This window comes from Curtobacterium sp. UNCCL20, from assembly GCF_900101675.1.
Taxonomy (GTDB): Bacteria; Actinomycetota; Actinomycetes; order Actinomycetales; family Microbacteriaceae; genus Curtobacterium.
The window spans coordinates 1,498,808-1,511,989 of sequence record NZ_FNKG01000001.1 but is presented as its reverse complement, the minus strand read 5'-3'; the positions used below and the strand labels follow the sequence as shown (position 1 = coordinate 1,511,989).

The following is a 13,182-nucleotide window of genomic DNA, read 5'->3' as shown; positions in this document are numbered from 1 at the left end:
CGGTGGTATTGTCACGACATTCCCTCGGCACCGCTGCCGAACGCACGGCGCCGTACTGCCGCACTCCCGAAGGACCGCGATGACCAACGATGGCCAGCTGCCGTCCGACCTGTTCATGGACCTGGACCGGTCGGGTCCGATGCCCCTCTACTTCCAGGTGGCTTCACGCATCGAGGAGTCGATCCGCTCCGGTGCGATGCCCCCGGGCGCTCGCCTCGAGAACGAGATCGCGCTCGGTGAGCGGCTCGGTCTGTCGCGCCCGACGATCCGCCGGGCGATCCAGGACCTCGTCGACAAGGGGCTGCTCGTCCGTCGGCGGGGCATCGGGACGCAGGTCGTGCACGGCCCGGTGACGCGCAAGGTCGAGCTGACGAGCCTGTACGACGACCTGGCGCAGGGGTCGCAGGGCCCGTCGACCACCCTCCTCGAGCGGAACGACGTCCCGGCGTCGGACGTCGTCGCCGAGGCGCTCGGGGTCGAGCCGGGTACCACCGTGGCGCACATCCGCCGGGTCCGGTTCGCCGAGGACGTGCCGATGGCGATCCTCGAGAACTACCTTCCGCCGGAGTTCCTCGAGATCACCGACCAGGACCTGCAGACCCACGGGCTGTACCAGCTGCTGCGGGGACGCGGCGTGACGATGCGTGTGGCGAAGCAGCGGATCGGCGCGCGCGCAGTGGTCGGTGACGAGGCCGGCCTGCTCGAGATCGAGGACGGCGACCCGGTGCTCACCATGACCCGCACGGCGTACGACGCGTCGGGCCGTGCGGTCGAGTACGGCGTGCACTGCTACCGCCCGGACCGCTACTCGTTCGAGGTCACGCTCGTCGACAAGTAGGCGACGACCCGCCCGCTGAGGGCAGCGTCACCCTCACGCGAGCGACGGCACCCCGAGCTCGCCCGTCACGTACTGCGCGCGCCCGAACCCGAACGACCAGTCCTGCGGCCCGTTCTCGACGTAGCCGATGAACACGTCCTCCGAGGCGACGCCGACCCCCGCGAGCGCATCGTGGATCGCGGCGTACAGCGTCGTCTTCGCCTCGTCGGTGCGACCCCGCTGCGTGAAGACCTGGATCACGATGACGCCTTCGGTGCGCTCGAACCCGAGGCCCGCGTCCTCGGCGATGATCTGCTGCGCCGGGTGCTCGGTGATCACCTGGAACCGGTCGCGGACGGGGATCCCGTAGACGTCGACGATGGCCTGGTGGATCGCGTCGGCGATGGCACGGACGGCGTCCGGGGTGCGCCCGGTGGCGAGGTCGATACGGACGAGCGGCATGGTGCCTCCTGCTGGCTGCGAACTTTGTCCTTACATACTAACAAGCGTGAGGACAGAAGTCATCAACGGACTGGAGGCGCGGTGCCAGCTGGCACCGCGCCTCCAGTCCGACGTGGACGTCGGTCAGACCACCGGGGTCGCTGCCGGGTAGGTGAGCGGTCCGTCGACGCGCGCGACCTCGTGCCACGCCCCGTCGGCGAGCGACGCCTCCGCCGCTTCCACGATCGACGCGGCCGCCAGGCCGTCGGCGACCGACGGCGCGAGCTGTTCCCCGCGCCGGACGCTCGCGATGAACTGCGCCGCTTCGATGGTCTTCAGGTCGTCGTAGCCCATCGCGGTCCCGGCTCCCGGCTGGAACCGCCCGAACTCCCCGTCCCCCGGCGCGACGTAGACGGTCGCGTAGCCGGTGGTCTCCTGCCCGTCGAGGCAGACCTCGAGCTCGTTGAGCCGCTGGAAGTCCCAGCGCACCGAACCCCTGGTGCCGTAGACCTCGAACGTGTACTCGGCGTGCGGCCCGTGCATCACGCGGCTCGAGTCCATCGTGCCGACGGCGCCGTCCTCGAACCGGAACAGGAGCGCGGCGTAGTCCTCGTTCTCCACCGGCCCGAGTGCTCCGGTCGCGGCGGCACTGCGGTCGACGATCCCGGCGGCAGGGCGCGGGCGCGACTCGATGAACGTCTCGGCGAGGGCGCTGACCGAGGCGATCCGGCCGACGACGTACTGCGCGAGGTCGAGGCCGTGCGAGAGCAGGTCACCGAGGACGCCCGAGCCGGCACGCTCCCGCTCGAAGCGCCAGGTCAGGGGCGCGGCGGGGTCGGACGAGTAGTCGGCGAGGAGCGATCCGCGGACGTTGGTGATCCGCCCGAGCCGCCCGCTCCGCACGAGCTCGCGGGCGCGCTCGATCGCGGGTGCGTGCCGGTAGTTGAACCCGACGCTCGTGATGACGCCCGCGCGCTGCACGGCCTCGTGGATCTCGCGGGAGTCGCTGGCGGAGCGGCCCATCGGCTTCTCGATCCAGAACGGCTTGCCGGCGGCTGCTGCGGCGACGGCCATCTCGCGGTGCAGGAAGTTCGGCGAGCAGATCGAGACGACGTCGACCGCCGGGTCGGCGAGGACCTCGTGGTAGTCGGCGACGGCCCGCTCGTAGCCGAGGCGGGTCACGGCCTGCTCGCGCGCCTCGGGCACGGGGTCCGCCGCGACGACGAGTCGGGGTTGCACGCCGAGCTCCGGGAAGTGGTCGGGCAGGGCGCGGTAGGCGCGTGAATGCAGCCGCCCCATCCAGCCGACCGAGATCAGGCCGACGCCGATGCTGTCCATGGGAACTCCTTCGTTCAGCGCGTGGATTGGAGCGCGACAATCAGCGTAGCCGACCTGGCGCACTTTGTCAGCACATGGACGCGACCGCCTGGAGGCCCGGTGCCGGTCCCGTGGACCGGCACCGGGCCTCCAGGGCGGAGCACCGACGTGCGGGGGGCGACGTGTCAGACGGCCGGCACGATGATGTCGCGCACCAGCGCGTCGAGCTTGGCGTCCGCGTCGAGGAACTGGCGGAGCGTCGTGACGGTCGCTCCGAACCGGTCGAACTCGTCGATCGTCATCCCGTCGACGTCGTAGCCGCGGGCGAACTCCGGCGTGGCCCGCCGCAGCGCGTCCAGCACGTGCGCCGGGACCTCGTCGTCGATCGCGTCCGGACGGAACGGGAACGCGTTGTCGTTGATGTCCTTCGACCACTGGAACGGCGGCGAGACCACGAGGTCTCCGCCCTGGAACTCGGACCACTGCAGCGCGTTCCGGAACGCGGCGACGAGGACGCGCGAGCGGAACCCACGCTCCTGGAACACCCGGTAGGCGTTCTTCACCGCGGCGACGCCCGCCCACTCGAGGTACCCGGGGTCGATCATCACGTGGTCCCGCTTGACGACGGTCTTCAGCCAGTCGTCGAACCGGCCCGCCATCAGCGTGACGACGTGCCCGAACTCCTCGTCAGGCAGACCGTCGGCGGCCCGGCGGTCGAGGGCGCGCTCGATGGCCTCACCTACGGCGACGACCTGCGGCACCGTGAAGGACACGGTCGCGTTGATCGAGACGCCGCGGTAGGCGGCCTCCTCGATCGCGGCGATCCCGACCTTCGTCGCGGGGATCTTCACGATGATGTTCGGCGCGAGCTGGGAGAACCGCACGGCCTGCTCGACGAGGGCGTCCTGGTCGCGGTGGAACCGCGGGTCGGTCTGCATCGAGAGCCGACCGTTGCGGCCGCCCGATGCCTCGAACGCGGGGAGGAGCTGCGCGGCCGCGGCGATTGAGAGCTCCTCGACGGCCTTCCAGCCGATCCAGGACTCCCCCGCGGTCGGGTGCTCGGCGGCGATCTGCCGGATCCGCGGCTCCCACGTGTCCGGGTCCTGCTTGATGCAGGTGTACGCGATGACGGGGTTGCAGGTCGCTCCGACGGCGCCGTACTCGTGGATGGCGGTGGACAGCTCACGCGGGTCGGCGGAGTCGTTCCAGAGGGCGGTCACGGTCTGCGACGCGGCCTGCAGGGTGACGGGACGCGTGTCGACGCCCGTGGACGCTGGTGTCTCGAGTGTGTCGGTCATCGGTGGAGTCCCTTCTTGATCGTGTCGAGCTGGAAGCGCGAGACCTCGTCGGCGTTCTCGTCCTCGGCGAAGACGCTCGACACGGCGACGGTGTCTTCCCGGGAGGAGAAGCCGACGCGGTCGAGTGCGGCCCAGAAGGCGTCGAAGTCGACGTCCGCCTGCCCGACCGGCAGGTGCTGGTGCACGCGCACCGGGTTGCCGGGCGGGTTGGTGATGTACCGCAGGCCGTGCGACCGACGGTGGTCGTACGCATCGGCCACGTGGATCAGCTGCAGCGAGTCACCGGCGGCGTCGATGATCTCGTCAATGTTGCCGCCGTAGTGGAACGTGTGGCAGGCGACGTAGACGAAGCCCACGTGCTTCGAGTTCAGGCCGCGGATGACCCGGAGCGCTTCGAGCCCGTCCTCGACGAAGTCGTCGGGGTGCGGGTCGATGAGCACCCGGAGACCGGCGTCCTCGATGATCGGCAGGAGCTCCTCCATCGAGCGGTAGAACGCGTCCTCGGACTCCTCCGGGAGCTCCGGGCGGCCGGAGAACTCGGTGTTGATGGTGTCCACGCCGAGGCGCTTCGTGATCTCGATGACCCGCTTCCACTTCGTGACCGCCGCCTCGCGGGCCTCACGGTCAGGGCCGGACCAGCGGAGCACGGGCAGCACGGACGCCACCTGGACCCCCGCCGCCGAGCACGCGGCGGCGAAGGCGTCGACGAGTTCGTCGTCGGCCTTCGGGTGCCGGTAGAAGGGGATGAAGTCCTTGTGCGGGGTGAGCTGCAGGTACTCGTACCCGAGGTCGGCCACCTTCTGCGGGAACTCCAGCAGCGACAGGTCGTGGTGGAACGGGGTCGGATCGAGGGCGATCTTCGGCATCAGGCCCCCGCGGCTGCCGACTCGAGCGCGTCGACCGGGGTCGTCTCGTAGAACGCCGGCTTCGCGACGGCGTACTCGACCTGCTCGTGGGCACCGGACTGCTGCGCACGCACCGCGACCTCGGCAACGACGGACGCCGTGTAGCCGTCCCAGGCGCTCGGCCCGTCGATCCCGCCGAGCCGGGCGGCGTCGACCCAGCGCTGGACCTCCTCGTCGTAGGCGGCGCCGAAGCGCTCCTTGAACGACGGGGTGATGCCCTGCGAGGTCGCCCCGGCCGAGGCCAGCGCGAGCGAGGTGTCACGGCCGATGTACGCGACGCCGGACTCGAACACGGCGTCGGTGGTCACCTGGTAGCCGAACTGGGCGTTCACGTTGATCTCGACGATCGCCATCGTGCCGGACTCGGTGGTGAACAGGACGAACTGCGGCTCGGGCAGGTCGGCCGGCGCGAGGGAGTTCTTGCGCGGCTTCTTCACCTCGACGCTCGTGATCGCCTCACCGGTGAGGAAGGGGATGATGTCGATCTCGTGGATGACCGAGTCGTGGATGAGCATCGACTCGCTGAAGTTCGGCGGCGTCGTCGGGTTGCGGTGCGCGTGGTGCAGCGCGAGCAGGGCTCCGCTGTCACCGGACTCGCGGAGCGCCTTGAGCTCCTTGTAGCCGGCGTCGAAGCGGCGCATGAAGCCCACCTGGATCTTCGGACGGTCGGCGTGCTGCTGCTCGAGCTCGACGATCCGCAGCGAGTCCTCGGCGCTCGTCGTGAGCGGCTTCTCGCACAGCACGGTGAGTCCGCGCTCGAGGGCCGTCACCAGGATCGGCTCGTGCAGGAAGCCCGGCGTCGCGATGATGACGCCGTCGATCTCGGTCTGGGCGAGCGCGTCCTCGAACGACGCGGCGGTGAGGGCGCCGGGTGCGAGGGCGGCGGCCGCGGCGGCGCGGGCCTCGTCCGGCTCGACGACGGCGACGACGTCCGCGTTCGAGATCTTCGCGGTGATGCGACGGACGTGGTCGGCGCCCATCATGCCGGCGCCGACGACGGCGACCCGGAGGTTCTGCGTGGTGGTCATGGTGGTGTTCTCCTGGGGGTTGTTGACGCTGCGTGGACGGCGCGTCAGGAGGCGCGGGCGGCCGAGGTCGAGCCGAAGATGTGCTGGAAGGTGCGCTCGGCGATCGGGCCGGGGGCGTCGACCGAACAGCCGTACATGTCCTGCTCGACGATGCCGAAGATGTCCGGGTTGATCGCGGCGACCGCCTCGATGATCGGCGCGAGCGCGGGGGTGCCGTGCGGCGGCTCGGTCATGATGCCCTGCGAGACCGCGGTCGCGAACGGCACGTCGTTCTTCAGGACGTCGAACAGCAGGTCGGTGTCGACCTGCTTCAGGTGCAGGTAGCCGATCCGCTCGGGGTGCTCGGCGATGAGCTTGAGGTTGTCGCCGCCGTAGTACGCGAAGTGCCCGGTGTCGAGGCAGAGGTTCGTGTACTCGGGGTTCGTGACCTCGAGGAAGCGCACGGTCTCCTTGTACGTGCCGACGTGGCTGTCGGCGTGCGTGTGGAACTGCTGGTGGACCCCGTACTCCTCGAGCAGGGCCTTGCCGAGCTGGTCGTGCCCCTTGCCGAGGCGCTCCCACTGCTCGTCGGTCAGCGTGCGAGCCTCGAGGACCTCCTCGGTGGCGTCCGAGCGCCAGAGGTCGGGGATGGTCACGAGGTGCTCGGCGCCGAGCTTCGCTGCGAGTCCCGCGACCGCGACGGCCTGGTCCCACGCGCGCTGGAACTGGTCCTCGCCCTTGTGGAACCCGGTGAACACGGTGCCGGCGGACAGCTTCAGGCCGCGCGACTCGAGCTCGTCCGACAGCTGCGCCGGGTCGGTCGGCAGGTAGCCGTAGGGGCCGAGCTCGATCCACTCGTACCCGGCGGCCGACGCCTCGTCGAGGAAGCGCTGCCACGGGACCTGCTTCGGGTCGTCCGGGAACCAGACGCCCCACGAGTCGGGCGCGGTGCCGATGCGGATCGAGGCCGGCGCCTGGTCGTTGGCGGGGCTGCCGATGGGGGTGGCGGTGTCGGTCATGACGTCGCTGTCGCTTTCTGGGGCGCGGCCCCGGTGTGGTGGAGGGAGTGCACGGCTGGCCGGTGTCTAGCCGAGCAGGGGACGCTGCGCGGCGACCTGCTGCTCGTACTCGGCGCGTGCGGCCTGCGTGCTCGACAGCGTCGAGGTCTGCGCGACCGGCACGTCCCACCAGCCGTCACCCTCGGGGGCGTAGACGAGCGGGTCCGAGTTGATGTGCACGAGGGTGGTGTGGTCGTTCGCCTTGGCCTTGCGCACCGCGGCCTTGAGGTCCTCGATGCTGTTCGGCCCGGGCTCGACCTCGATCACGTCGACGCCGTAGGAGCGGGCGTTCGCGGCGAGGTCGACGGGCAGCGGCTCGCCGTTCTCGAACGACTCGGTCTCGTCGAGGTACCGGTACTTCGTGCCGAAGCGCTCGGACCCGACGGTCTCGGAGAGGTGCCCGATCGACGCGTACCCGTGGTTCTGGATGAGCACGACGATGATCTTGATGCCCTCGGCCACGGCGGTGACGAGCTCGGTGTGGAGCATGAGGTAGCTGCCGTCGCCGACCATGACGATCGCGTCGCGGTCCGGTGCGCCGCGGCGGACGCCGAGGCCGCCGGCGATCTCGTAACCCATGCACGAGAAGGCGTACTCGACGTGGTAGCCGAGCTCGTCCCGCACCCGCCAGAGCTTGTGCAGGTCGCCGGGCAGCGAGCCCGCGGCCTGGATGACGACGTCGCGGGGGTCGCTCACGGACTGGACGGCGCCGATGATCTCCGACTGCCCGGGCAGGGCGTTGCCGGACGGCGCGAACGCAGCGTCGACCGCTGCGTCCCAGGTGCGCTTGCGGTCCGCGATCTCGGACGCGTACTGGTCCGTCACCGAGAACGACGCGAGTTCCGCGGTCAGGGCGACCAGCGCCTCCCGGGCGTCCGCGATCAGCGGCAGCTGCGTGCCGTGCTTGTAGGCGTCGAACGCGGCGACGTTGACGTTCACGAACGTGACGTCCGGGTTCTGGAACGCGGTCCGCGACGCGGTCGTGAAGTCGCTGTACCGCGTGCCGATGCCGATCACGACGTCCGCCTGCGCGGCGATCGCGTTCGCCGCGGCGGTGCCGGTCGCACCGATGCCGCCGAGGTACTGCGGGTGGTCCCACGTGAGCGAGCCACCGCCGGCCTGCGAGGTGCCGACCGGGATGCCGGTCGCTTCGACGAACTCCCGCAGCTGGGCCGCGGCGTCCGAGTAGAGGACGCCACCACCGGCCACGATGACCGGCCGCTCGCCGGCACGGATCGCCGCCACGGCGCGCTCGAGCGGACCGCGCTCGGGCAGCGGACGGCGGATGTGCCACTCGCGCGGCTGGAGGAACGCGACGGGCACGTCGAGCTGCTCGGCCTGCACGTCCTCGGGCAGTGCGATCGTCACCGCACCGGTCTCGGCCGGGTCGGTCAGGACGCGCATCGCGGCGAGGGCGATCGAGAACAGCTGCTCCGGCCGCTCGACCCGGTCGAAGAAGCGCGAGAGCGGGCGGAACGCGTCGGTCACCTGCAGCGACGTGTCGTGCGGCATCTCGATCTGCTGGAGCACCGGGTCGGTGGTGCGCGTCGCGAACGTGTCCGACGGCAGCAGCAGGGCGGGCAGGCGGTTCGTCGTGGCGAGCGCCGCGGCGGTGAGCATGTTCGCGGCGCCCGGCCCGACCGACGCGGTCGACGCGTACGTCGCACGCCGTCGGTGCATCCGCGCGTACCCGACGGCCTGGTGCACCATCGCCTGCTCGTTGCGGGCCTGGTGGTAGGGCAGCAGGCCGGGCTGCTCGACGTGGAGCTGCTTGATGGCCTGGCCGAGACCGGCGACGTTGCCGTGCCCGAAGATGCCGAAGATCCCCGGGATCGTGCGTTCGCGGACGTCGCCGTCGACGGTCCACTGGTTGGCCAGGAACTCGACGAGTGCCTGACCGACGGTCATCCGGCGGGTCGTTCCGGGCAGGCGCTGCGTGGTGGTGGTCACGCGTGCTTCCTTTCGTAGGGCAGCCGCGGGTCGAGCTGCTCGCTCGCCCACGCCTGGCGGACCCAGCCGTGGGCCGGGTCGTCGGTGATGTTCCAGACGCGTTCCGGGTCGGGCCCGGCCATCACGTTGAGGTAGTACATGTCGTAGCCCGGGGCCGCGACGGCGGGGCCGTGCCATCCGTACGGCACGAGCGCGACGTCGCCGGTCCGGACCTGCCGGAACTCGTCGATGGCGCGGTCGTCCGAGGCGTACGTGCGGTGCAGCGCGAACGGGTCGGCGGCCTCGGGGGCGATCGGCTCGAGCCCGCGGGAGACCGCCGCCTCGTAGTAGTAGATCTCCTCGAGGTTCGACTCCTCGCCCGGGACGTTCGTGTCGTGCTTGTGCGGCGGGTACGACGACCAGTTGCCGGCCGGCGTGATGACCTCGCACACGATGAACTTCACGGCGTCGAGGGCGGCCGGGGTGCCGAAGTTGTGCACCTGACGGCTGGACTGGCCGGCGCCACGGAGCTCGACCGGCACGTCCTGCCTGGCCACGTACGTGGTCGGCTTGACGGTGTCGGTGGGCGCCTCGGCGACCGCGAGCCGACCGGTCCCGGTGATCCGCGCCTCCGATCCGGATCCCAGGTACAGGACGTCGGTCGGTCCGTCGAAGACGCTCGCCCGGCCCTGCAGGTCCTGCTCGCCGTCACCGGCGGCGCCGGAGTGGACGACGTTGAACGACCCGGCCAGCGGCACGACGATGCGCTCCACGGCGTCGGCCTGGAGGCGCAGCTCGCCCCCGTCGGTCAGCGTGCCGGTCCGCAGACCGGTGTGCGCCCACCCCTCGATGCGACCGTCGACCACGTCGGTCCAGCCCGCCTCGGGGCGGGACCCGGCCGGGATGAACCACTGGTCGTGCTGGTGCTGTTCGTTCGCCATGCGCCGCGTCAGTTGTTCGACGGGAAGCCGAGGTTGATGCCGCCGTGCGACGGATCGAGCCACCGGCTGGTGATCGCCTTCTGGCGGGTGAAGAAGCTCACGCCGTCGGCGCCGTACGCCTTGTGGTCGCCGAACAGCGAGTTCTTCCACCCGCCGAACGAGTAGTACGCGACCGGGACGGGGATCGGGACGTTGATGCCGATCATGCCGACCTGCACGTCGCGCTGGAACCGTCGGGCGGCGCCGCCGTCGTTCGTGAAGATGGCGGTCCCGTTGCCGTACGCGCCGGAGTTGATGAGCTCGAGGCCCTCCTCGTAGGTGGCGACGCGGACCACGCTGAGCACCGGGCCGAAGATCTCCTCGGTGTAGACGCGGCTCGTGGTGGGCACCTGGTCGATCAGCGTCGGGCCCAGCCAGAAGCCGTTCTCGTCGCCGTCAGGTCGGACGGTGCGGCCGTCCACCACAACCACCGCACCGTCCTGCTCTGCGACCTCGATGTACGAGGCGACCTTGTCACGGTGCTGCTTCGTGACGAGCGGGCCCATGTCGCACCCGCGACGACCGTCGCCGATGCGCAGGGTGGCCGCGCGGTCCTTGATCTTCTCGATGAGCTCGTCGGCGACCGGCTCGACCGCGACGACGACCGAGATCGCCATGCAGCGCTCACCCGCCGAACCGAAGCCCGCGTTGATGGCGTTGTCCGCGACGAGGTCGAGGTCGGCGTCCGGCAGGACGAGCATGTGGTTCTTCGCACCGCCCAGGGCCTGCACGCGCTTGCCGTGCTTCGTGCCGGTCTCGTAGACGTACTGCGCGATCGGGGTCGACCCGACGAAGGAGATCGACTCGACGTCGGGGCTGGTGAGGAGCCCGTCGACGCTGAGCTTGTCGCCGTTCAGGACGTTGAAGACGCCGTCGGGGAGCCCTGCTTCCTTGAACTTCTCGGCGAGCCAGATCGCGGCGGACGGGTCCTTCTCGCTCGGCTTCAGCACCACGGTGTTGCCCGCGGCGATCGCGATCGGCAGGAACCACAGCGGCACCATCGCCGGGAAGTTGAACGGGCTGATGATGCCCACGACGCCGAGCGGCTGACGGATCGAGTACACGTCGATGCCGGTCGACACCTGGTCGGAGAACTCGCCCTTCATGAGGCTCGGGATGTTCGTCGCGAGCTCCACGACCTCCTGCCCGCGGGCGATCTCACCGAGGGCGTCGTCGATGACCTTGCCGTGCTCGGACGTGATGATCTCGGCCAGCTCGGCCTTGTCGCGGTTCAGGACCTCGCGGAAGGAGAACAGGATCGCCTGGCGCTTCGCGAGGGACAGGTTCGACCACGCCGGGAACGCCGCCTTGGCGCTCGCGATCGCCGCCTGGATCTCGTCCTCGTTCGCCAGCGCGACCTGCTTCGTCGCGACGCCGAGCGCCGGGTCGTAGACGGGTGCGGTGTTGCCGGAGGTCGAGGCGACGCGCGCCCCGTCGATCCAGTGTCCGACGGTGGTGGTGGCCGTGTCGGTGATCGTCATGCGTTGCTTCCTTCGAGAGTGGTGGTGGTCACGTTCGTGTGGACGAGGCCCGCGGCCACGTCGACCGCGGCGGCGACGTCGCCGTCCGGCGGGTACAGCAGGGTCCGCCCGACGACGAGGCCGCGGACGCCGGGGAGCGCGAGGGCGTCGGCCCACTTGGCGTACGTCTCGAGCGGGCGGCTCGACGGGTCGCCGCCGAGCAGCAGCGTGGGCAGCGTCGTGGCGGCCATCACCCGCTCCATGTCGTCGACGACGGGGATCTTCAGCCAGCTGTAGGCGCTCGACTCCCCGAGGCCCGCGGCGATCGCCATCGAGGTGATCACGGCGTCGGCGCTGAGGTCGTTCACGACCCGGTCGTCCCGCCACTCGGACATGAACGGCTCGAGCATGATCGGCAGGCCCTGCTCGGCCGCCTCGGTCACGGCACGGGCGGTGGCCTCGAGCGTCGGGGCGGTGCCGGCGTCGGCGAGGTTGATGCGGACCAGCAGCTTCGCGAAGTCGAGCCCGGCGTCCTTGATGGACTTCGCCGAGTACGCCGTGTACCGGTCGTCCATCTCGAACGTCGCACCGCGCAGACCGCCGCGGTTCATCGAGCCGACGACGACCTTGCCGTCGAGGGCGCCGAGGAGCGCGAGGTCCTCCACGATGTCCGGCGTCCCGAGGACCCCGTCCACCCCCGGGCGTCCGAGGGCCGTCACGAGGCGTTCGAGCAGGTCGTAACGGTCGGCCATCGCGGACTCGTCGTCGCGGACGGCAAGGGCACCGCGGGCGGGGTGGTCGGCGGCGACGATGAACAGCTTGCCGTCGTCGGCGAGCAGGTCGCGCTTCCGACGGGCGTCGAGCGTCTGCCTGACCAGGCCGGGCTGCGCGGCCCGGACGTCCCGGAGGCGCTGGAAGTCAGCGGGGCTGAGCTCAGGCATGGACCGTCTCCTCGGTGTGTGTGGTGCCGTCGGCGGGGTTGGCCGCGATGAAGGCGTCGATCTCGTCGCTCGTCGGCATCGCGGTGGAGCACTCGAAGCGGGTGGCGACGATGGCGCCGGCGGCGTTGCAGAAGGCCAGGATCCGTTCGAGGCCCCAGCCCTGCAGCAGGCCGTGGGTCAGCGCGCCGCCGAAGCCGTCACCGGAGCCGAGGCCGTTCACGACGTCGATGTGGTGCGGGCGGAACTCGACGAACTCGTCGCGGGTCTTCGCGAGGACGCCCTTCGGGCCCTGCTTCACGATCGCGATCTCGACCCCGCGCTCGAGCAGGGCGTCGGCCGCGCGCACCGGGTCGGTCTCCCCGACGGCGACCTCGCACTCCTCGCGGTTGCCGACGGCGACCGTGGCGTGCTCGAGTGCGACGGCGACCTCGCGCGTCGCGGCCTCGGGCGAGGACCAGAACATCGACCGGTAGTCGAGGTCCAGGACGGTGTGGAGCACGGTGGTGTTCTGCGCTGCACTGCGTGCCTGGTAGGCGGTGTGGTGGGCGCTGCGGCTCGGCTCCTCGCTGAGGCCGGTCACCGTGGTCCAGAAGATCTTCGCCCGCTCGATCTCGTGCAGCGGGAGGGACTTCGGCGTGATCATCAGGTCCGGCGCCTTGGGCGCCCGGTAGAAGTACAGCGGGAAGTCGTCCGGCGGGAAGATCTCGCAGAACGCGACGGGGGTGTTCAGCCCCTCGACCGTCTCGACGAAGTCGTTCGCGACGCCGAACTCCGGCAGGGTCCGGGCGATGTAGCGGCCGAACGGGTCGTTGCCGGTGCGGGTGATGACCGCGGCGTCGGCTCCGTGGCGGGCCGCGGCGATCGCGACGTTCGTGGCACTGCCGCCGACGGACTTCGAGAACGTCGAGACGTCTTCGAGCGGTCCCGTCTGCTGCGGGTAGATGTCGACGCTCACGCGACCCATGGTGATCACGTCGTAGGCGTGGGGAGCTCGGTTCGTCATGCGACGTGGTGGACCTTCCGTGCGGC

General features: G+C 70.5%; 12 protein-coding genes. 1 reads left to right on the top strand and 11 read right to left on the bottom strand.

Annotation, left to right across the window (positions count from 1 at the left end; translation table 11 throughout):
• The first annotated feature begins 79 nt into the window (after positions 1-79).
• On the top strand, positions 80-838 hold the full coding sequence (locus tag BLT36_RS07400) for a GntR family transcriptional regulator (protein ID WP_092093477.1): 759 nt from the start codon (positions 80-82) through the stop codon (positions 836-838).
• Between the two features lie 33 nt (positions 839-871).
• On the opposite strand, the gene BLT36_RS07395 is transcribed toward BLT36_RS07400, so the two are convergent.
• The 11 genes from BLT36_RS07395 to iolC all read right to left on the bottom strand — a co-directional run bounded on the left by BLT36_RS07395 (position 872) and on the right by iolC (position 13,156).
• The gene (locus tag BLT36_RS07395) at positions 872-1,279 is read right to left on the bottom strand and encodes a tautomerase family protein (RefSeq protein ID WP_092093474.1); all 408 of its coding nucleotides are present in this window, start codon (positions 1,277-1,279) and stop codon (positions 872-874) included.
• Positions 1,280-1,402: 123 nt separating this feature from the next.
• Positions 1,403-2,596 (bottom strand): Gfo/Idh/MocA family protein, encoded by a 1,194-nt coding sequence (locus BLT36_RS07390; protein ID WP_092093472.1) that lies wholly within the window; start codon positions 2,594-2,596, stop codon positions 1,403-1,405.
• 164 nt (positions 2,597-2,760) lie between these two features.
• Positions 2,761-3,873 carry a transaldolase family protein gene (locus BLT36_RS07385; protein WP_092093469.1) on the bottom strand — a complete coding sequence of 371 codons (1,113 nt, stop codon included), beginning with the start codon at positions 3,871-3,873 and terminating at the stop codon, positions 2,761-2,763.
• A complete protein-coding gene (locus tag BLT36_RS07380; protein ID WP_092093467.1) occupies positions 3,870-4,739 on the bottom strand; it encodes a sugar phosphate isomerase/epimerase family protein in 870 nt (289 codons plus the stop codon). The genes BLT36_RS07385 and BLT36_RS07380 overlap by 4 nt, the downstream gene beginning before the upstream one ends.
• Complete coding sequence (locus BLT36_RS07375; protein ID WP_092093464.1) at positions 4,739-5,806, bottom strand: Gfo/Idh/MocA family protein; 1,068 nt, start codon at positions 5,804-5,806, stop codon at positions 4,739-4,741. The genes BLT36_RS07380 and BLT36_RS07375 overlap by 1 nt, the downstream gene beginning before the upstream one ends.
• 44 nt (positions 5,807-5,850) lie before the next feature.
• Positions 5,851-6,804, bottom strand: coding sequence for a sugar phosphate isomerase/epimerase family protein (locus BLT36_RS07370; RefSeq protein WP_092093462.1), 954 nt, complete (start codon positions 6,802-6,804; stop codon positions 5,851-5,853).
• Positions 6,805-6,870: 66 nt separating this feature from the next.
• Positions 6,871-8,751: a 3D-(3,5/4)-trihydroxycyclohexane-1,2-dione acylhydrolase (decyclizing) gene (iolD, locus tag BLT36_RS07365; RefSeq protein WP_092094463.1), complete on the bottom strand. Its 1,881-nt coding sequence runs from the start codon at positions 8,749-8,751 to the stop codon at positions 6,871-6,873.
• A gap of 38 nt (positions 8,752-8,789) precedes the next feature.
• Positions 8,790-9,713, bottom strand: a complete 924-nt coding sequence (gene iolB, locus BLT36_RS07360; protein ID WP_092093459.1) for a 5-deoxy-glucuronate isomerase — start codon at positions 9,711-9,713, stop codon at positions 8,790-8,792.
• Between the two features lie 8 nt (positions 9,714-9,721).
• Complete coding sequence (locus BLT36_RS07355; RefSeq protein WP_175529535.1) at positions 9,722-11,233, bottom strand: CoA-acylating methylmalonate-semialdehyde dehydrogenase; 1,512 nt, start codon at positions 11,231-11,233, stop codon at positions 9,722-9,724.
• Entirely contained in the window at positions 11,230-12,153 is a 924-nt protein-coding gene (locus tag BLT36_RS07350) for a class I fructose-bisphosphate aldolase (protein ID WP_092093456.1), read from the bottom strand. Before BLT36_RS07350 ends, BLT36_RS07355 begins: the two co-directional genes overlap by 4 nt.
• Positions 12,146-13,156 (bottom strand): 5-dehydro-2-deoxygluconokinase, encoded by a 1,011-nt coding sequence (gene iolC, locus BLT36_RS07345; protein ID WP_092093454.1) that lies wholly within the window; start codon positions 13,154-13,156, stop codon positions 12,146-12,148. The genes BLT36_RS07350 and iolC overlap by 8 nt, the downstream gene beginning before the upstream one ends.
• Positions 13,157-13,182: the final 26 nt, after the last annotated feature.

Bases quoted from the DNA above. Each gene is read 5' to 3' on its own strand.
- BLT36_RS07390 (WP_092093472.1), bottom strand. From the start codon at position 2,596: ATGGACAGCATCGGCGTCGGCCTGATCTCGGTCGGCTGGATGGGGCGG.
- BLT36_RS07380 (WP_092093467.1), bottom strand. From the start codon at position 4,739: ATGCCGAAGATCGCCCTCGATCCGACCCCGTTCCACCACGACCTGTCG.
- BLT36_RS07375 (WP_092093464.1), bottom strand. From the start codon at position 5,806: ATGACCACCACGCAGAACCTCCGGGTCGCCGTCGTCGGCGCCGGCATG.
- iolB (WP_092093459.1), bottom strand. From the start codon at position 9,713: ATGGCGAACGAACAGCACCAGCACGACCAGTGGTTCATCCCGGCCGGG.
- BLT36_RS07400 (WP_092093477.1), top strand. From the start codon at position 80: ATGACCAACGATGGCCAGCTGCCGTCCGACCTGTTCATGGACCTGGAC.
- BLT36_RS07385 (WP_092093469.1), bottom strand. From the start codon at position 3,873: ATGACCGACACACTCGAGACACCAGCGTCCACGGGCGTCGACACGCGT.
- BLT36_RS07350 (WP_092093456.1), bottom strand. From the start codon at position 12,153: ATGCCTGAGCTCAGCCCCGCTGACTTCCAGCGCCTCCGGGACGTCCGG.
- iolC (WP_092093454.1), bottom strand. From the start codon at position 13,156: ATGACGAACCGAGCTCCCCACGCCTACGACGTGATCACCATGGGTCGC.
- BLT36_RS07370 (WP_092093462.1), bottom strand. From the start codon at position 6,804: ATGACCGACACCGCCACCCCCATCGGCAGCCCCGCCAACGACCAGGCG.
- iolD (WP_092094463.1), bottom strand. From the start codon at position 8,751: ATGACCGTCGGTCAGGCACTCGTCGAGTTCCTGGCCAACCAGTGGACC.
- BLT36_RS07355 (WP_175529535.1), bottom strand. From the start codon at position 11,233: ATGACGATCACCGACACGGCCACCACCACCGTCGGACACTGGATCGAC.
- BLT36_RS07395 (WP_092093474.1), bottom strand. From the start codon at position 1,279: ATGCCGCTCGTCCGTATCGACCTCGCCACCGGGCGCACCCCGGACGCC.